The sequence below is a fragment of the Janthinobacterium sp. FW305-128 genome, assembly GCF_020858135.1.
Taxonomy (GTDB): domain Bacteria; phylum Pseudomonadota; class Gammaproteobacteria; order Burkholderiales; family Burkholderiaceae_D; genus Janthinobacterium.
Genome location: NZ_JACYMK010000008.1, coordinates 147,651 through 165,379 on the forward strand (window position 1 = coordinate 147,651; position 17,729 = coordinate 165,379).

The 17,729-nt window shown below is 61.1% G+C and carries 16 protein-coding genes; 10 read left to right on the forward strand and 6 right to left on the reverse strand.

Annotated features, from left to right (window positions below; genetic code table 11):
- Window positions 1–120: 120 nt before the first annotated feature.
- On the reverse strand, window positions 121–1,101 hold the full coding sequence (hslO, locus tag IGS60_RS17790) for an Hsp33 family molecular chaperone HslO (protein WP_230505708.1): 981 nt from the start codon (window positions 1,099–1,101) through the stop codon (window positions 121–123).
- A 4-nt stretch (window positions 1,102–1,105) separates the two neighbouring features.
- The gene (locus tag IGS60_RS17795; protein WP_230505709.1) at window positions 1,106–1,630 is read right to left on the reverse strand and encodes a gamma carbonic anhydrase family protein; all 525 of its coding nucleotides are present in this window, start codon (window positions 1,628–1,630) and stop codon (window positions 1,106–1,108) included.
- Between the two features lie 219 nt (window positions 1,631–1,849).
- Here IGS60_RS17795 and IGS60_RS17800 point away from each other — a divergent pair, with 219 nt between their 5' ends.
- The 8 genes from IGS60_RS17800 to bamC all read left to right on the forward strand — a co-directional run bounded on the left by IGS60_RS17800 (window position 1,850) and on the right by bamC (window position 9,034).
- Entirely contained in the window at window positions 1,850–2,725 is an 876-nt protein-coding gene (locus IGS60_RS17800; RefSeq protein ID WP_230505710.1) for an alpha/beta fold hydrolase, read from the forward strand.
- 90 nt (window positions 2,726–2,815) lie between these two features.
- Complete coding sequence (locus IGS60_RS17805; protein ID WP_230505711.1) at window positions 2,816–3,649, forward strand: 3',5'-nucleoside bisphosphate phosphatase; 834 nt, start codon at window positions 2,816–2,818, stop codon at window positions 3,647–3,649.
- 213 nt (window positions 3,650–3,862) lie between these two features.
- Window positions 3,863–4,747, forward strand: coding sequence for a protease HtpX (htpX, locus tag IGS60_RS17810; protein WP_230505712.1), 885 nt, complete (start codon window positions 3,863–3,865; stop codon window positions 4,745–4,747).
- 38 nt (window positions 4,748–4,785) lie between these two features.
- The gene (locus IGS60_RS17815; protein ID WP_070221428.1) at window positions 4,786–5,409 is read left to right on the forward strand and encodes an L-threonylcarbamoyladenylate synthase; all 624 of its coding nucleotides are present in this window, start codon (window positions 4,786–4,788) and stop codon (window positions 5,407–5,409) included.
- Window positions 5,410–5,503: 94 nt separating this feature from the next.
- Window positions 5,504–6,181 carry a site-2 protease family protein gene (locus IGS60_RS17820; RefSeq protein WP_070221427.1) on the forward strand — a complete coding sequence of 226 codons (678 nt, stop codon included), beginning with the start codon at window positions 5,504–5,506 and terminating at the stop codon, window positions 6,179–6,181.
- 42 nt (window positions 6,182–6,223) lie between these two features.
- Window positions 6,224–6,796 (forward strand): bifunctional 2-polyprenyl-6-hydroxyphenol methylase/3-demethylubiquinol 3-O-methyltransferase UbiG, encoded by a 573-nt coding sequence (locus tag IGS60_RS17825; protein WP_121670209.1) that lies wholly within the window; start codon window positions 6,224–6,226, stop codon window positions 6,794–6,796.
- A gap of 84 nt (window positions 6,797–6,880) precedes the next feature.
- Window positions 6,881–7,759: a 4-hydroxy-tetrahydrodipicolinate synthase gene (gene dapA, locus IGS60_RS17830; protein WP_070221426.1), complete on the forward strand. Its 879-nt coding sequence runs from the start codon at window positions 6,881–6,883 to the stop codon at window positions 7,757–7,759.
- Between the two features lie 81 nt (window positions 7,760–7,840).
- Window positions 7,841–9,034: an outer membrane protein assembly factor BamC gene (gene bamC, locus IGS60_RS17835; RefSeq protein WP_070221425.1), complete on the forward strand. Its 1,194-nt coding sequence runs from the start codon at window positions 7,841–7,843 to the stop codon at window positions 9,032–9,034.
- A 276-nt stretch (window positions 9,035–9,310) separates the two neighbouring features.
- Here the strand turns inward: bamC and IGS60_RS17840 are convergent, their stop codons facing one another.
- Window positions 9,311–9,565 (reverse strand): hypothetical protein, encoded by a 255-nt coding sequence (locus IGS60_RS17840; protein WP_071650198.1) that lies wholly within the window; start codon window positions 9,563–9,565, stop codon window positions 9,311–9,313.
- Window positions 9,566–9,918: 353 nt separating this feature from the next.
- Window positions 9,919–11,040, reverse strand: a complete 1,122-nt coding sequence (locus IGS60_RS17845; protein WP_070291793.1) for a cupin domain-containing protein — start codon at window positions 11,038–11,040, stop codon at window positions 9,919–9,921.
- Between the two features lie 93 nt (window positions 11,041–11,133).
- On the opposite strand from IGS60_RS17845, the gene IGS60_RS17850 reads away from it, so the two are divergent.
- A complete protein-coding gene (locus tag IGS60_RS17850; RefSeq protein WP_070221423.1) occupies window positions 11,134–11,679 on the forward strand; it encodes a peptidylprolyl isomerase in 546 nt (181 codons plus the stop codon).
- 54 nt (window positions 11,680–11,733) lie between these two features.
- Here the strand turns inward: IGS60_RS17850 and IGS60_RS17855 are convergent, their stop codons facing one another.
- Together IGS60_RS17855 and mutS are read right to left on the reverse strand one after the other, a co-directional pair.
- On the reverse strand, window positions 11,734–12,771 hold the full coding sequence (locus tag IGS60_RS17855; RefSeq protein WP_070311009.1) for a hypothetical protein: 1,038 nt from the start codon (window positions 12,769–12,771) through the stop codon (window positions 11,734–11,736).
- Window positions 12,768–15,461 carry a DNA mismatch repair protein MutS gene (mutS, locus tag IGS60_RS17860; protein ID WP_230505713.1) on the reverse strand — a complete coding sequence of 898 codons (2,694 nt, stop codon included), beginning with the start codon at window positions 15,459–15,461 and terminating at the stop codon, window positions 12,768–12,770. Before mutS ends, IGS60_RS17855 begins: the two co-directional genes overlap by 4 nt.
- Window positions 15,462–15,963: 502 nt before the next feature.
- On the opposite strand from mutS, the gene IGS60_RS17865 reads away from it, so the two are divergent.
- Window positions 15,964–17,718 carry a hypothetical protein gene (locus IGS60_RS17865; protein ID WP_230505714.1) on the forward strand — a complete coding sequence of 585 codons (1,755 nt, stop codon included), beginning with the start codon at window positions 15,964–15,966 and terminating at the stop codon, window positions 17,716–17,718.
- Window positions 17,719–17,729 lie beyond the last annotated feature (11 nt).

The window sequence follows — 17,729 nt, forward strand, 5'->3', positions numbered from 1 at the left end:
AAGTAATACAAGCTGCGCAGCGTAACGGCGGCGCGTGACGGGCTGATGACGAACTGATGACGGGAAGATGACAGCAGAAACAAAGGCGCCGCCTGAGAGGCGGCGCGAAGAATATTACAATTAGTTAATGCTGGCTGCGGGTGGAATGAGCACCTCGGCCGGCGCATCCGTGATGAAAAGCTGCGCGCAATCGACCTTGTCGAATTCATAATGCTGGCCGCAGAAATCGCAGTTCACGCCCACTTGCCCCACTTCTTCCAGGGTGCTGTTGACTTCTTCCTCCCCCAGCATTTTGAGCATATTGCCCACTTTTTCGCGCGTGCAGCTGCAATGGAAGCTCGGGTGCAGCGGATCGAACACGCGGATCGTTTCTTCCCAGAACAAGCGCTGCATCAGGGTATCGATGTCCGTCGACAGGATTTCCGTCTCTTTCAGGGTCGATGCCAGCATCACGGCGCGGTTCCACGTGTCCAGCGCATCTTCTTCCGACACGGGCGTCGCCTCGGCCTTGCCGCCATGGTGCGGCAGTTTTTGCAGCAGCAGGCCGCGCGAGACGGTGTCGTCCGTGGCCAGCCACAGACGCGTGTCGAGCTGTTCCGAACGCAACATGTAGTTTTCGATCACGGTGGCCATGTCGTCGCCGTCCAGCGGCACGATGCCCTGGTACGGTTGCTGGCCAGGCACCTTGTCGGCCGGGTCCAGGGTGATGATGAAGCGGCCCTTGCCCGTGGCGTTGAGCAATTGCGGCACGGTGGCCACGTCGGGAATGGCGGCGTCCGGGTCCAGCTTGGCCGTGGCGCGCAGGCGCAGGTCGGAATCGCATTCGACCACCATCAGGCGCACGGGACCGTCACCGTGGATTTGCATGATGATGGAGCCGTTGAATTTCAGGTTGGCCGACAGCAGGGCGGCGGCGGCCACCATTTCGCCCAGCACTTTTTTCACGGCCGTGGGGTAGGCGTGGCGCGACACCACTTCCTGCCAGGTGGTCGATACGTCGATGAACTGGCCGCGCACGGCGGCGTTGTCGAAAATAAATTTTTGCAGGGTATCCTGGCCGGTGGCGGCTGCGCTGACGGCGCCCGTGGTTTCAGTCGTCATTCTCTTATCCAATCTTCTTGAGTTGCGTATTAAATAGCTGGCCGCGCTGCACATAGTTCACGGCGTTGCCTTGTAGCCTGGTGATATCGTCTGCCGTCAGGGCCCGCACGGCTTTCGCCGGTGAGCCGATGATCAGCATATTGTCGGGAAATTCCTTGCCTTCCGTGACCAGCGCGCCCGCGCCGACCAGGCAGTTTTTGCCGATCTTCGCGCCGTTCAGGATCACGGCCTGGATGCCGATCAGGGCGCCATCGCCGATCGTGCAGCCATGCAACATTGCCTGGTGGCCAATGGTCACGTTCCGGCCGACGTCCAGCGGGTAGCCCGGGTCCGTGTGCAGCACGGCGCCTTCCTGCACATTGCTGTTGGCGCCCACGGTGATGCGTTCGTTGTCGCCGCGAATCGTGGCGCCGAACCATACGGAGGTATTCGCTTCCAGGGTCACCTTGCCGATCACGTTGGCCGTGTCGGCAACAAAAGCGGAAGCATCAATCTGCGGCGCATAGTCGCCCAATTGGTAGAGTGTCATCGTCAGCCTGTGGCGGTGGTGGAAGCGCCGGGCAGGGCCGGACGCGAAAGTTTTACTGTGTTGCGTACGCTATTTTACGCTGTTGCAGGACAAGTCCTGCCGCCGACCGCCAATCCGGTATAATTATCGAACGGTCGTACTTTTATGTCCATCCTATCTACAGACACAGCATGTGGCGCCATCTGCGCCACTTTCAAGGCAGGCAATCAGATGAAACCCATGAAACTTTCCCGTTCCGAATTCATCAACATCCGCGGTGCCCGCACGCATGTGCGCCACTGGGGCCGCGAAGGCGCGCCCATCCTGTTCATGGTGCACGGTTGGATGGACGTGGCCGCCTCGTTCCAGTTCGTCGTCGACGAGTTGCACGGCGACTGGCACGTGATCGCGCCCGACTGGCGCGGCTTTGGCCTGAGCGACTACACGCAATCGGACACCTACTGGTTCCCCGACTACCTGGCCGACCTGGACGCCATGCTGCTGCACTATTCGCCGGACGCGCCCGTTAACCTGCTCGGTCACAGCATGGGCGCCAACGTGGCTGGCCTGTACGCGGGCGTGCGGCCCGAGCGCATCAGCCGCTTCATCAACCTGGAGGGCTTCGGCATGATGGCAACAAAACCGGAGCAGGCGCCGGGCCGCTACGCCAAGTGGCTGGATGAATTGCGCGAGCCGCCCGCCATGCGCAGTTATCCCACGCAAAAGGCCGTAGCCGAGCGCCTGCAAAAGACCAATCCGCGCCTGCCGGACGACCGCGCGGCCTTTCTCGCCGAACACTGGTCGGCGCAGAACGAGGCGGGGGAGTGGGACATCATGGGCGACCCGCAGCACAAGCGCGTCAATCCCATCCTGTACCAGGTGGAAGAAGTGATGGCCTGCTGGCGCCGCATCACGGCGCCCGTGCTGTGGGTGGAAGCTATTGAGACGAATATGTGGCAATGGATGGGGCCCAAGGAACAGGCGCGCATCGAGATCGACCGGCGTTTGGCCTGCATCAAGGATGTGCGCTGCGAGATGATGCTGGACGCGGGCCACATGCTGCATCATGATCAGCCGGCGGCACTGGCGCGCCTGGTGGAAGCATTTTTGACCTGATGTGTATCGGGAACGCCGCAGCGCGATTTGACAAGCAGCGTACAATGAAAACTTCTTCCATGCTGAGCCCGTGCAGGGTATTGTTTTCACATGCTTAAAGTCGACCTGCATTGTCATTCGAATATCTCTGACGGCGTGCTGTCACCGGCCGCCGTGGCTGCGCACGCGCGCAAGGCGGGCGTCGATGTGTGGGCGCTGACGGACCACGATGAAGTGTCCGGCGTCGCCGCCGCGCGCACTGCCGCGCTGGACCTGGGCATGCGTTTCGTGGCCGGCGTGGAAATCTCGATCACGTGGGCCGGCGAAACCGTGCACATCGTGGGCTTGCAAGTCGATGAAAACAACCCGGGCCTCGTGCAGGGCTTGCACCAGACGCGTTCGGGACGCGACGCGCGCGGCCGGGAAATCGCCCGCCAGCTGGACCTGGCCGGCATCCCCGACGCCTATGAAGGGGCCTTGAAATTCGTCGGCAACCCGGACCTGATGTCGCGCACGCACTTTGCCCGCTACATCGTGGAAACGGGCAAATGCGCGAATATCCCTGACGTGTTCAAGAAATACCTGTCGGAAGGCAAGCCAGGCTATGTCGAGCACCGCTGGGCCACCCTGGCCGAAGCCGTGGGCTGGATACGCGGCGCGGGCGGCGTGGCCGTTATCGCCCACCCGGGCCGCTACCGCTTCAGCGACATGGCGCAAGGCGTGCTGTTCGATGAATTCAAGCAACTCGGCGGCGCGGCCATCGAAGTCGTCACGGGCAGCCACAGTCCGGACCAGTATCCGGAATACGCGCAGCTGGCCAATGCCTACGGCTTCCTCGCCTCGCGCGGCACGGATTTCCATGCGCCGGGCGAGTCGCGCGTGGATTTTGCCATGTTGCCGCCGTTGCCTGCCAACGTGACCCCCATCTGGCACGACTGGTTTTAGCTGACAGCCAGGCAAATCTGCTGCGCGGCGCGCTTTGCGGCCGGCGATGCTCACCGTACTCCAGTACGGTTGCGCTTCTCGGCCACAAATCACTGCCGCTCGCGACGATTTTCCTGGCTGCCGATGCGCCGTCGTGTCGCTGCTTGAAATCTGCGTTTGCGTGCATATCTTTTTGTTATTCTTGTTATACATAGTCATCTGGAGCCATCGCCCATGAAACGTATCGTTCTTTTTATCGCAACCAACCTGGCCGTGATGCTGGTGCTGTCGCTCGTCCTCAGCTTGTTGGGCGTGGGCAATCCGGCGCGCGGCAGTACGCTGAACCTGGGCAGCCTGCTGGTGTTTTCGCTGGTGGTGGGGTTCACCGGGTCCATCTTTTCCCTGTTGATCAGCAAGCCGATGGCCAAGTGGAGCACGGGCGCGCGCGTGATCGACAACCCGACGTCCTCGACGGAGTTGTGGCTGGTCAATACCGTGCGTGCGCTGTCCGAGCGGGCCGGCATCGCCATGCCGGAGGTGGCCGTGTACGAAGGCGACGCGAATGCGTTTGCCACGGGCGCGTTCAAGAATTCGGCGCTGGTGGCCGTGTCCACCGGTTTGCTGCAAAGCATGAACCGCGATGAAGTCGAAGCCGTGCTGGGCCACGAGATCGCCCACGTTGCCAATGGCGACATGGTCACCTTGACCCTGATCCAGGGCGTGGTGAATACCTTTGTCGTCTTCATGGCCCGCGTCGTGGGTTTCTTTGTCGACAATGTGCTGTTGAAAAATAACAACCGCGAAGGCGGCGGGCGCGGCATCGGTTACTTTGTGACCGTGATGGTGTGCGAAGTGATCTTCGGCCTGCTCGCTTCCATCATCGTCGCCTGGTTCTCGCGCCAGCGCGAATTTCGCGCCGATGCCGGTTCAGCCAAGCTGCTGGGCAGCCCCACGCCGATGATGCATGCGCTGGCCCGCCTGGGCGGCGTGCCGCCGGGCGAACTGCCGCAATCGATGCAGGCGCTGGGCATCAGCGGCGGCAATGGCGGCTGGGGCGCGCTGTTCGCCACCCATCCGCCCATCGAAGAACGTATCGCCGCGCTGCGCAGCGTACAATAATGCTAACTTAACAAGCTGGTTCGCCAGAACGCTTAAACATGAGTCAATTTTTCCAGATTCACCCTGAGAATCCGCAATTGCGCCTGATCAAGCAGGCGGCCCAGATCATCCAGTCCGGCGGCGTCGTGGCCTTGCCCACGGATTCCTGCTACGCGCTGGTGTGCCAGCTCGACGACAAGGGCGCCGTCGAGCGCCTGCGCCGCATCCGTGGCGTGGATGAAAAGCACCATCTGACCTTGCTGTGCCGCGACTTGAGCGAGCTGGGCGTGTATGCCAGAGTCGACAACCGCCAGTTCCGCCTGCTCAAGGCGGCCACGCCGGGTGCCTACACCTTCATCCTGGAAGCGACCAAGGAAGTGCCGCGCCGCCTCAGCCATCCTTCGCGCAAGACCATCGGCCTGCGCGTGCCGCAGCACCGCATCGTGCAATGCCTGCTGGAAGAGCTGGGCCAGCCGCTGCTGGGTGCGACATTGACCCTGCCCGGCGACGAGGAGAGCCTGACGGATGCCGACACCATCCGCGAACGGCTGGAAAAACTGGTCGACCTGATCATCGACGGCGGCGTCTGCGCGCACGGCCCCAGCACCGTGATCGACCTGACGGGGCCAGAGCCTGAAGTGGTGCGCGTGGGACGCGGCGACCCTGCCGTGCTGGGCTTGTAGAGGGGCATTGCCCACCTGTTGCGGCGCAGCTCTTCATTTGTTCTTAATGACAACGTAAGAAAGGGCCTGGGACGCCTCTGGTAGAATCGCGGTCATGAGCGATTTCAATACGATAGTCCAGACCGTTGCGGTGTACCTGGTGCCGGTGCTGTTTGCCATTTCCCTGCATGAGGCGGCGCATGGCTACGCCGCCCGCTATTTCGGCGACCCCACGGCCTCGAACGAGGGCAGGCTGAGCCTCAATCCGATCCGGCATATCGATCCTTTCGGCACGATCCTGCTGCCGTTGATACTGTATTTCACGATCCAGGTACCGTTCGGCTATGCCAAGCCGGTGCCCGTCGATTTCAGCCGCCTGCGCAATCCGAAGAAACAGATGGCCTGGGTGGCGTTTGCCGGGCCTGGCGCCAATTTCGTCATGGGCCTGGGCTGGATGATCGCCTTTGTCGTGCTCAGCGTGCTGCCGCCGACGGAAATGGGCATGTTTTTCCGCAAGATGGCGGGCGCCGGCGTCAGCGTCAATGCGGCCATGTTCGTCTTTAACCTGATTCCCGTGCCGCCGCTCGATGGCGGACGCATCATGACGGGCTTGCTGCCGATGCAGCTGGCGCGCCCGTACGCCAGCATCGAGCGCTACAGCCTGTATGTGTTCGGCGCCCTGGTGCTGCTGATGTACACGGGCATCCTGAACCGCGCCCTGCTGACGGCGATCGAATTTGTCATAGGCATTTTTGTCACCGTGGTCACGCCCCTGACGGCCCTGTTGACTTGATGCAAGCAACTGGATGGTTGTAAATAATTGATGGAAGTACCGATGCAAGCAATTGAACCAACAGTAGACACTGAAACGATTTCCGGTTGGCTGCGCCGCTGGGCGCCCCTGATCCCGGGCGGCGAAGTGCTGGACCTGGCCTGCGGCGCAGGCCGCCATGCGCGCCATCTGGTGAGCCTGGGCCACCCGGTGCTCGCGCTCGACCATGATCCGGAAATGCTGGAAAAGGCGGCCGGCACGGGTATCACCACCTCGCTGGTGGACCTGGAGGCGCCGGGCGCCGTGTGGCCCTTCGCTCCCGGCCGCTTTGCCGGCATCGTCGTCACCAATTATCTGCACCGGCCGTTGCTGGAAGCCATGATTGCCAGCCTGGCGCCCGATGGCGTGCTGCTGTATGAAACGTTTGCCGAGGGTAATGAGCAGTTCGGCAAGCCGTCGAATCCGAAATTCCTGCTCAAGGAAGGCGAAATGCTGACCTGGGCGGTGCAGCAGGGTTTGCGTGTGGTAGCGTATGAAGATGGGCGCGTCGAACAGCCAAAAGCTGCTCTGGTGCAACGAATTTGTGCCGTCCGGCCGGATTTTCCACGGTTGGCAGCCTTGCTGCCGACGTTTTGAGCGGCCATACTATGTCAGAATGCACCACAGGCGCGGGCTATCCGCTACAATCGTTGTTTTATTTATCGGCGCTATAAACTTACTATGATCAAGGGCAGCATTGTAGCAATCGTCACCCCGATGCACGCAGACGGCAGTCTGGACTTTCCAGGTCTGCGCAAGCTGATCGACTGGCATATCGCCGAGGGTACGGATGGCATCGTCATCGTTGGCACAACGGGCGAATCGGCAACAGTCAGCGTGGAGGAACACTGCGAACTGATCCAGTTGACCGTCGAACATGCCAAGGGACGCATTCCTATCATCGCCGGTGCCGGAGGCAACTCCACGGCCGAGGCCATCAAACTGACGCGTTACGCGAAAGAAGCGGGCGCCGATGCTGTGTTGCAAGTGGTGCCGTACTACAACCGTCCTACCCAGGAAGGCATGTACCAGCACTTCAAGGCCATCGCCGAAGCCGTCGACATCCCCGTCATCCTGTACAACGTGCCTGGCCGCACGGTTGCCGACATGAGCAACGAAACGATCGTGCGCCTGTCCGCCATCCCGAATATCGTCGGCGTGAAAGATGCGACCGGCAATATCGGCCGCGGCATCGACCTGCTGCGCCTGGTGCCGGCCGACTTCGCCGTGTACTCGGGCGACGATCCGACGGCCATGGCGCTGATGTTCTGCGGCGGCCACGGCAACATTTCCGTGACGGCCAACGTCGCGCCGCGCGCCATGCACGAACTGTGCGTCGCGGCCATGGCGGGCGAGCGTGCCAAGGCGATTGCCATCAATAACAAAGTTTTCCCTCTGCACCAGAAATTGTTTGTCGAGCCCAACCCGGTGCCCGTCAAATGGGCGATGGCCGAAATGGGCCTGATGCCTGCCGGCATACGCTTGCCACTGGTGCCGCTGGCTGAAAACTGCCATGCCACCGTGCGCGATGCCTTGCGTGACGCCGGCGTCCTGTCTTAAGGCCGAACTTCAAGCCCGGACTTGACCAGTCCGGACCTTCCCTGATTCCAGCTGCTACTTAGCTTCTTATCCAGTTACGACATGACTAATTGCAAGAAAAACCAATCGGCGCCTGCCACCATCGCCGTCCGCGGCATCGTCATCGGCGCCGTCGCAGCCAGCCTCGCGGGCTGCGGCATGATCAGTTCGGTAGTCGGCGGCGACAAGGTCGACTACAAGTCGGTCAAGAAAGCCGGCACCCTGGACGTGCCGCCTGACCTGACGCAATTGCAGCAGGACAACCGCTACTCCTTGCCGGATGCGAAAAACGGCGTGGCCACGGCGTCCGGCTACAACGCGCAGCGCAACGCCACGGCCGGTACCCCGGTCGTTGTGGGCGCCGACGGCGTGGTCGGCGTGGTGCCGGTCACGGCAGGCGGCGTGAAGGTCGAGCGCGCGGGCAACCAGCGCTGGCTGGTCGTCAAGCAGTCGCCCGAGGTGCTGTGGCCGCAGCTCAAGCAATTCTGGGAAGATTCGGGCTTTACCATTGCCGTCGACCAGCCGACGGCTGGCATCATGGAAACCGAGTGGAACGAAAACCGCGCCAAGGTGCCGCAAGACTTTATCCGCAGCACCATCGGCAAGGCCTTCGATTCGCTGTACTCGACCGGTGAAAAAGACAAGTTCCGTACCCGCGTGGAGCGCCTGGCCGACGGTTCGACCGAGATCTACATCAGCCACCGCGGCGTGGAAGAGGTTGTCACCGGCCGCGACAAGGAAACCACCACCTGGACCGCTCGCCCGAACGATCCGGGCCTGGAAGCGCAATTCCTGGCCAAGCTGATGACGCGCCTGGGCGCGGCCAGCGACGAAGCACAAGCGAAGACGTCCGTCGATGCCGCGATTGTGCAGCCGCAGCACGCCAAGCTGGTGGGCGATGCCGCCACGCCGGCGCGCGCCATCGAAGTCGATGAGGGTTTCGACCGCGCCTGGCGCCGTGTCGGCCTGGCGCTGGACCGCGTCGGCTTCACCGTGGAAGACCGCGACCGCACGCAAGGCACGTATTTCGTGCGTTACGTCGATCCGGACGCGGTCAAGAAAGATGGCTTCTTCTCGAAGCTGTTCAGCTGGGGCTCGTCGTCCGACAAGGACAAGGAAGCGCAGCGCTACCGCGTCCTGGTCAAGGCCGGCACTGGCTCGACCAGCTTGGTTAGCGTCCTCAGCAACGAAGGCAAACCCGATACCTCGCCAGTGGCCGAGAAGATCCTGGGTCTGCTGAATGATCAGTTGAAATAAGCGCTACATTCGCGGCAGGCATCAGAACCTGCCGCGCATTAAAAAGGCTGGCCCGGGAAACCGGATCAGCCTTTTTTAATTGTGAATGCACTTGGACGTAGCAACGCCCAACAAAACCGTAGCGAGCGCCAGTGATTTGTGGCTAAGAAGCGCAACCGTACTTTAGTACGGTGAGCATCGCAGGCCGCAAAGCGCCGCGCGCAGTAGGTTTGGTTGGGCGTTTACCCAACAAAAAAGCCGGCCCTAAGGCCGGCTTTCTCTAGTGCTGGGTGCTAATTACTTAGCAGCCGATGCAGCAGCCGAAGCGGCAGCAGCAGCGTCCGAAGCGGCCGAAGCAGCGCTCGAAGCAGCAGCAGCAGCGTCGGTAGCGGCCGAAGCAGCAGCGTCAGCAGCAGCAGCTGGAGCAGCTTCAACTGCTGGTGCTGGTGCTGGGGTTTCAACTACTGGTGCTGGTGCAGGAGCTTCTTCTTTTTTGCTGCAAGCAGCCAGAGCAACAACCATCAGGGAGGCGATCAGCAGGGATTTTTTCATTTGTTTTCCTTAATTATTTCAAAAAATAAATCAATATTGTTGCGATGAATAATTACCGGTAATTATCGCTCGTTAGGTCGTCTTCGAAGGCTTTTCGTACCAGGTGGTGCCTGCCAGACAACGGAAACTTCCTAACCGAATATTATAGCGATTTTTGGTGCGTCGCAATAGGAGCAAGAGGCAAATTCGCAACTATTTTGTGATATCGCAATATTTGCCGAAGCAAATTGCAAGCAAGTGTAAGCGATTTGCGAAAGCGCGACAAAACGATATAAAAATAATATGTTTCATTGCGCTGGCGCAGAAGCTGTTATTTTACCTACTGTAATACCACTTTGCTACGACACGCTCATTCAAGCCAGTTCGATCCAGCCATCCTGATACCAGGTATACAAAGCATCCATCACGTCATCGGACGCCTGTGCCACGGCGGCGCCATCGAGGGCGCGTTCGTTGGCCAAGGTTTCCAGGGCCGTTTTGTCGGCCTTGCCAATGGCAAACGATTCGCCATTGATGAAGACATTCTTGCCACGATACAGCATCAGCGTCTTGCGCGACAACACGACACCCTTTTTCTGCGCGGCGTCCGCGAAGCGGCCCACCGTCAGCGGCTTGGACAGCGGCGTGAAAAACACATTGTGCTTCGGTTCCGACAGGTGTTCGCCCAGGAAAATGGTCACGTCTTCTTCCGTGAAGCGCACCTTGTTCATTTCTTCCGCGATGGTGCTGAGCATTTCACGGGGGATTTCCGCCGGCTTGCCCGACGCTTTCAGGTCGGGATCGCTGTAAATGCCCGGCAAGTCGATCGAATCGGCCATGAATTGCAGGAAAGCTTCGCCCAGTTCCTGGAACGATGGCGAGCGGAAACCGATCGAATACGTCTGGCAGTCGCCGATGGCCACGCCGTCGTGCGCGTAGTGGGGCGGCAAATACAGCATGTCGCCCGGTTCCAGCGTGAATTCTTCGTCGGGCGTGAAGTTGCTGAGGATTTTCAGCGGCAAGCCGTCGATGAGGCTCAGGTCCTTCTGCGCACCGATGCGCCAGTGGCGCTTGCCCTGGCCTTGCAGCAGGAACACGTCATAGGAATCGAAATGCGGGCCCACGCCGCCGCCATCGGTGGCAAAGCTGACCATCAGGTCGTCCAGGCGCGCGTCGGGCAGGAAGCGGAACTGGCGCAGCAGGGCGTCGGCCTTGGCGCTGTGCAAGTTGGCGCCCTGCACCAGCAAGGTCCATTCCTTCTGTTTCAGCGAGGGCAGGCTGGTCAGCGGACCCTGCTGCATGTTCCAGTGGCCATCCGCATGGCTGACCAGACGCGATTCGACGTGGTCCAGGGCAGCCAGCTCGGCCAGGGCCTTGACGTCGAACAGCGCCTTGAAGCCAGGCACGGCTTGACGGATCAACAAGGGTTTTTTATGCCAGTAGTCGCGCAGGAATTGCGCCGGCGTGATATCGCCGAGGAGAGTTAATTTTTTCATGCGCCCATTATAACAACCGGAAATGCAGGAATGCGCCTGCCGTTGGCGGCGTGAAGGTATAATTTGCCAGCTTATACAATGAAAGGAAGCATAATGAAGATTGCCAAAAATACGGTCGTGACTGTCAACTACAAACTGTCAGACGCGCAAGACAATCTGATCGAAGACGGCCGTCAGCCGATGGTCTACCTGCACGGTGATTATGAAAACACCCTGCCGAAGATCGAAGAAGAGCTCGACGGCAAGGAAGTTGGCTATTCCAACACGATCCAGATCGAACCGGATGATGCTTTCGGCGAATACGATCCCGCCCTGGTCAAGGTCGAGCCGCGCAATCGCCTGCCTGAGCCGCTGGAAGTGGGCATGCAGTTCGAAGGCATGCCGGAAAGCGATTCGCCGGACGAAGAAGCGATGATCTTCACCGTGACCGATATCGCCGACGACAAAGTCGTGCTGGATGGCAACCATCCACTGGCCGGCATCGCGCTGCGCTTCTCGCTGACCGTCGCTGACGTGCGCGAAGCCACCGAAGAAGAAATCGCCCATGGCCACGTGCATGGCGCACACGGCCATGACCATGGCGATGAAGATGATGAAGGCGAAGAGGGCGATCACTTCCGCACGCACCCGATTCATTAATACCGCTTGTTCCAGGCCGGCTATATGCCGGCCTGTTCGTTTGTGCCGCTGTAATTAACGACGTAGCGTTGACGCCTTGGCCCTCGCTTGCGCCGATGGGCGGGTGGCACGTTGACGTACCTCAAAGAATGGCGTCTTGCCGGGCCGTACGGCAATGGCGGACCAGTCGTTGTCGATGCTGACGTGGCCCAGGTTGCCTTTCCAGCTGATTTTTGGCGCGTCCGTCCTGGCCGCAGCCTTTTTGTTTTTGCCTTCCTTGCCGTCCGCTTCGGCTTTGCGCTGCGTATCGATCAATAACACCTTGCCGCTGAACTTCTTCGCCAGGGTGCGCACCTGCTTGCGCGGTCCGGCAAAACCATCCTGTTTCGAACTGAAGCTGGGCAGCAGCGAATTGTCGTCTTCATCGAGCACGCCCACGTCGCCATCGGAAAACAGCACGATGCCGTCGAGTTTCTTTCGTTGCGCCATGGCGAACAGGCGCTGCAGCCAGGAACGGTTGGCGACCAGCCGGTCTTCGAATTCGCTGTTGCGGCCTGCTTCTGGCAGGAAATGGTTGTTATTCGCGGGCAGGTTGATGGTGGCAAACAGCACGCCGCCGTATTCCCAGTGGGCGTTTTCCGCATAGCTGCGGAATTTCGCCGTCGATGACAATCGTGACAGGGTCAGCTTGCGCTGGCCCAGGCTCTGGTCGTCGGCGAAATACACGTCGCGCAGGCGGTTCAGGCGCTCGATGGCGTTGATGCGGCCGCGCGAATTGCGGCAGTTGGCCCAGTCGCTGGCCGACAGCGAGACGATCAGCGGCGGGCCGCTGGCGTCCAGCAAGTCCTTGCGTTGGCTGTACAGCTTGTCGCTGCACGATTCGCTGGCGGCCTTGATGCCGGTGGCCACGACGAAGGACGCGTTGAAAGCGCTGGTGTCCGCGATGGCTTTTTTCAGGGGACCATCGTCGGGCCCCGCGTTGAAGGAATGGCCCAGCACGGCAAACTCGAAGCCGGCCTGGTCGCCAGCGGCGGCCAGCGCCGCTTGCCATGGCAGGCTGACGGCCAGCAAGCCGGCGGCCAGCAGGCGGATCGTGCCGCGCCGGATCGTCATGCGGCGGCCAGCCGTTTCAACTGATACAGCTGCTCCAGCGCATCGCGCGGCGTGAGCGCGTCGGGATCGAGGTCGGCGATGGCGTCGAGCAGGGCTTGCTGCGCCGCGTTCAGCGCGGCCAGCGGCGCCGCCGCTGCCTCTTCTTCCTCTTGCGCATACGGATCGGCGGCGGGGGCGGCGAACAGGTCGCGTTGCGGCGTGGCGTCCAGCGCCTGCGCTTCCAGGCGCGCCAGGTGCTTGCGCGCAGCCTTGATCACGGGTTGCGGCACGCCGGCCAGCTGCGCCACCTGCAAGCCGTAGCTTTGCGAAGCGGGACCGGCCTGCACGGCGTGCAGAAAGACGATGCTGTCCTTGTGTTCGACGGCGGACAGATGCACGTTGGCGGCGCTCGGATGGCTGTCCGGCAATTGCGTCAGCTCAAAGTAATGCGTGGCGAACAGAGTGAAGCTGCGGCTGCTGTCGATCAGATGGCGCGCGATGGCCCAGGCCAGGGCCAGGCCGTCGAAGGTCGAAGTGCCGCGGCCCACTTCATCCATCAGCACCAGCGAATGCTCGGTGGCGCCGTTCAAAATCGCGGCCGATTCCGTCATTTCCACCATGAAGGTCGAGCGTCCGCCCGCCAGGTCGTCGGTGGCGCCGATGCGCGTGAAGATGCGGTCGATGGGGCCGATGGTGGCGGATGCGGCCGGCACGTAGCTGCCCACGTAGGCCAGCAGGGTGATCAATGCCACCTGGCGCATGAACGTCGATTTACCGCCCATGTTCGGACCGGTAATCAAGAGCAGGCGGCGTTCGTTGACGAGGCGGCAGTCATTGGCGATGAAGCGTTCGATCTGCTTTTCCACCACCGGGTGGCGGCCTTCGACGATGTTGATGCACGGCTCGTCGACCAGTTGCGGCGCTGCCCAGTTGTGCTGCTGCGCATGTTCCGTCAGCGCATTCAGGGTGTCGAGCTGGGCCAGGCCTTGCGAGATCGTCTGCAAGGTGCCGATGTGCGGCGCCAGCTCGGCCAGCAGCAGGTCGTACAGCAGTTTTTCACGTACGAGGGCCTTGTCTTGCGCCGACAGGGCCTTGTCTTCGAATACTTTCAGTTCGGGCGTGATGTAGCGTTCGGCATTTTTCAGGGTCTGGCGGCGGCGGTAGTCGTCCGGCACCTTGTCCGTCTGGCCGTGCGTGACTTCGATATAGAAGCCGTGCACCTTGTTGTATTCGACGCGCAGGTTGGCGATGCCCGTGCGCGCCCGTTCGCGCGTTTCCAGGTCGAGCAGGAACTGGCCCGCGTTCTCCGACAGGGCGCGCAATTCATCGAGTTCGGCATCGAAACCGGTGGCAAACACGCCGCCGTCGCGCACCATCGCGGCCGGTTCCTGCGCCACGGCGCGCACCAGCAAATCCAGGCAGGCCGTCGGCGTGGCCAGGGCCGCGTGGATGGCGGCCAGCAAACCGCTTTCGCCGCCCTGGCCGGGACCGTAGCAGCGCACGACGTCGCCGCGCAGGGCCGGCAGTTGCAGCAGGCCGTCGCGCAGGGCGGCCAGGTCGCGCGGACGCGCCGACAGCAGGGCGATGCGCGTGGTGATGCGTTCGATATCGGGCACTTGCGCCAACGTGGCGGCGAGCGGACCGGCCGCCTCGCTTTGCGCCAGCGCGGCAATCGCTTCATGGCGCGCGCGCGCCACGTTCTGGTCGCGCCGCGCATGGTGCAGCCAGTGGCGCAGCATGCGCGAACCCATGGCCGTGCGGCAATGATCCAGCAGGGAGAACAAGGTCGGCGATTCCTGCCCGCGGATGGTTTCCGTCAATTCCAGGTTGCGCCGCGTGGCCGCGTCCAGGCCGATGAATTCGCTTTCCGTTTCCGTCGTCAGCGAGCGCACGTGCTGCAAGCCCCGCCCTTGCGTCGATTGCGCATAGCGCAGCAGGGCGCCGGCCGCGCCGAACGCGGCGCCGAGGCCATCGGCGCCAAAGCCCGTCAGGGTCGCCACGCCCAATTGATCGAGCAGTGCCTTGTGGCCGCCCACCACGTCGAAATGCCAATCCGGCACGCGGTTGATGTGGGTGCCCGCGTAGTCGTCGAACAGGTTGCCGTTGTCGCCGCTGAGAATTTCAGCGGGCACGATGCGTTCCAATTCCTGCTGCAGGCGCGCCGCCACGGTGGCGCTGTCGCCGGAAAACTCCATCAGTTTCAAGGCGCCGCTGGCCAACGACAGCCAGGCCAGGCCCGTCGTCACTGTCTTGCGCTGCGTGATGCTGCACATGGCCAGCAGCGGGCGCTCGGCCTTTTCGGGCAGCAAGTCCGCATCCGTCAGGGTGCCGGGCGTGACCACGCGCATGACCTTGCGCTCGACGGGACCCTTGCTGGTGGCCGGATCGCCGATCTGTTCGCAAATGGCCACCGACTCGCCCAGCTTGACCAGCTTGGCCAGGTAGCCGTCGAGCGAATGAAACGGCACGCCGCACATCTTGATGGGGTTGCCGCTGGCCACGCCGCGCGCCGTCAGGGTAATGCCCAGCAGGCGCGCCGCTTTTTCCGCATCCTCGAAAAACAGCTCGTAGAAATCGCCCATGCGGTAGAAGACCAGCATCGTCGGGTGGTTTTCCTTGATGCCCATATATTGTTGCATCATGGGCGTGAGCTTTTCAGCCGAATTCTTCTTTGCCGCGGCGGCGTTGATTTCTTTTGGGACGGTGGTCATGTGTTCTTTGTCGTTGGTCCGGCGGCAGGGGAGGCATGCCTGCCGGGCTGTGGGTGGTGCTGTTGTGCGTGCCAAGCCGCGCCAGTGGGGCGGAGCTTGGGTTCAAGGCCGTCATTTTACCGCTTTCGGCGGGCGGAGCGGGGTATTGCGTGCGGGCGTGAAAAAGCCGCGCTCGTGGAGGTCGGGGCGGCCTGGGTAGAATGAAATTCTATTTCCATTTCGCAAGACGATGTGCTTGCTTTGGCCGTGGCCGTGGCCGCCTTTGCAGAGCAAGTCTTCAAGTAGACCATCGAGCGAGTGTTTCGGGACGGGGAGGCTCCGCTCTCCATTTCGCGAAAGTGGCCATCGTTATTCTTGGGCCCAGTCAATCTTGGCATGCTGCGCTCTGGCGATTGCAGCTGGAAAGACGCTGGTCATAGGGCCGCTCTCAAAAGCAACAGGTGGCAACAATCATAAACTTGTTTATCATTATTCGACCTGATGCCATCGCTTTCTGTTGCCCATGCTGATATATCTCGATGCCGCCATGCTGGAAGAGCCGGAAAGGAAGACACTTTCCCGTTTTTTTAGAAAGCCCTTTACCGACGAAAGTTGTGCGCTGGTGGCTGAGCGGTTGCCGCATCTGGCGCAGGTTTATCGGGCGCTGGCAGGCTCAATGCCGACGTGGCGAGGTGGAACATTGTTGTCGCAGGTGCACCAGGCTGAGCGCGTCTTTCAGCAGGTCGCGCAGTTGGGACCTGACCAACTTCCGCTGGTTCCGGAACTGGTGCTCGCCCGACAGGTCGAACTGCTGGAGGAACTCGTCCGCGATCATGCCGACTTCGTTCATCAGCGCAGCGAGCAGCCAAACCAGCGGTTCAAGCTCGACGCTGACAGCAGCCGGGATGCCGTGCGTGCATTCAGCTTCCACGAAGTGGTCTTCCTGACGCTGATGGGGATATTGAAAGCGCAGGTAACGCGCCAACTGCTGACGTTTTCCTTCACGCCGCGCGGTGGAGAAATCTTGTACAACCGGACGATCACAACGACCATGGAGGTGCAGTCTCAACTGTCGTTGACGCTGGTGCTGCGTGACGTTATTACCCACCTGCGTCATGGCGACCTGACCCGCACCGCCAGCATCCTGACACTGTTGCAGCCCGAGCTGCTCGACACGCTGGAAGACGCTTTTCTGGACAGTTTCTTCTCTATCGGCGCGTATATGGCACGCGATGCCTCGTCGTCGGAACTGATCAGCGGCGCGCGCGAACTGTGTCGTTGGTTCGCGCTGCTTGAAATTGTCCGACTCGCCGACGAAGCGGGCGTCATACCGAACGATGCTCTATGTGAGCGACTTGAACTTGATCGAGACCTGCTGAACCTCGTGCTGGCTGATCGCGCCGCTGCTATTCCATCTAATCGCGGCATTTACGTGCACGCTGGCGGCTGCCTGAGCCTGGGAAAAACGGGGCTCGGACACGCGGTCCATTGCTGCAAATCCGCCGCCCTGAGCGGGGAGCAGGCCCGTGACCTCGGCGAAAAATTTGAAAAGGAAATTACGGAATACATCACGCGACGCGTTTCTCCAGCGGATTATGTGGTGCGGGCCGGATTCAAGCGGAGCGAAAATGGCAAAGGCAAGATGTACGACTGCGACCTGATCATTTTCGAGGTGGCGCGGCGGCAGATATTTTTCATCCAGGCGAAGTGGAAGCGCAATAGCCGTACGGCTGATCTGGGCGATGAATTGAATTATTGGGGCGGCAAGAATTGGCCGCTGACGAAAGGCGTGAAGCGACTGGTCGCCTTGCGCCAACGACTTACGGAAAAGGACGTGCTTGCAAAGATTAAGGGCGCACTGGGCGATATCAGGCTGACCGACCAGCATATTCTCGCGAACTCGCATTATGTCGTTGTGCACACGCTGCCGTCTTTCAGCGCTTATCAGATCGATGGTGTCGCAATCTACGAATGGAACCTGTTCCGCAGGCTACTGCAAAGGGGCGCAATGGAGCGTAGCATGTGGACAGGCGGGCCGCATGCCGTGGCCATCGTCCTGCCCGAGCATCGGCATCACACTATGCTGAAGCTCGAAGACCCAAATCAGGTTCTGGACTATTTTTACACGATGGCCGGTGGCAATCTGGCGCAACTACCGCGCGAAAAACAAGACCGAGAGCAGGCGAGGTATGGATTTGATCTAGCATTGCCATCTGCATCGCTATGGTGCCGCATGAGGGGAAACGCCACGCTGCGCGTAATACGTCCCTACACCTAATCGATTGGATA

Excerpts from the sequence above, each read along its gene's own strand:
- hslO (WP_230505708.1), bottom strand. The coding sequence starts at position 1,101 with ATGACGACTGAAACCACGGGCGCCGTCAGCGCAGCCGCCACCGGCCAG.
- IGS60_RS17795 (WP_230505709.1), bottom strand. The coding sequence starts at position 1,630 with ATGACACTCTACCAATTGGGCGACTATGCGCCGCAGATTGATGCTTCC.
- IGS60_RS17800 (WP_230505710.1), top strand. The coding sequence starts at position 1,850 with ATGAAACTTTCCCGTTCCGAATTCATCAACATCCGCGGTGCCCGCACG.
- IGS60_RS17805 (WP_230505711.1), top strand. The coding sequence starts at position 2,816 with ATGCTTAAAGTCGACCTGCATTGTCATTCGAATATCTCTGACGGCGTG.
- htpX (WP_230505712.1), top strand. The coding sequence starts at position 3,863 with ATGAAACGTATCGTTCTTTTTATCGCAACCAACCTGGCCGTGATGCTG.
- IGS60_RS17815 (WP_070221428.1), top strand. The coding sequence starts at position 4,786 with ATGAGTCAATTTTTCCAGATTCACCCTGAGAATCCGCAATTGCGCCTG.
- IGS60_RS17820 (WP_070221427.1), top strand. The coding sequence starts at position 5,504 with ATGAGCGATTTCAATACGATAGTCCAGACCGTTGCGGTGTACCTGGTG.
- IGS60_RS17825 (WP_121670209.1), top strand. The coding sequence starts at position 6,224 with ATGCAAGCAATTGAACCAACAGTAGACACTGAAACGATTTCCGGTTGG.
- dapA (WP_070221426.1), top strand. The coding sequence starts at position 6,881 with ATGATCAAGGGCAGCATTGTAGCAATCGTCACCCCGATGCACGCAGAC.
- bamC (WP_070221425.1), top strand. The coding sequence starts at position 7,841 with ATGACTAATTGCAAGAAAAACCAATCGGCGCCTGCCACCATCGCCGTC.
- IGS60_RS17840 (WP_071650198.1), bottom strand. The coding sequence starts at position 9,565 with ATGAAAAAATCCCTGCTGATCGCCTCCCTGATGGTTGTTGCTCTGGCT.
- IGS60_RS17845 (WP_070291793.1), bottom strand. The coding sequence starts at position 11,040 with ATGAAAAAATTAACTCTCCTCGGCGATATCACGCCGGCGCAATTCCTG.
- IGS60_RS17850 (WP_070221423.1), top strand. The coding sequence starts at position 11,134 with ATGAAGATTGCCAAAAATACGGTCGTGACTGTCAACTACAAACTGTCA.
- IGS60_RS17855 (WP_070311009.1), bottom strand. The coding sequence starts at position 12,771 with ATGACGATCCGGCGCGGCACGATCCGCCTGCTGGCCGCCGGCTTGCTG.
- mutS (WP_230505713.1), bottom strand. The coding sequence starts at position 15,461 with ATGACCACCGTCCCAAAAGAAATCAACGCCGCCGCGGCAAAGAAGAAT.
- IGS60_RS17865 (WP_230505714.1), top strand. The coding sequence starts at position 15,964 with ATGCTGATATATCTCGATGCCGCCATGCTGGAAGAGCCGGAAAGGAAG.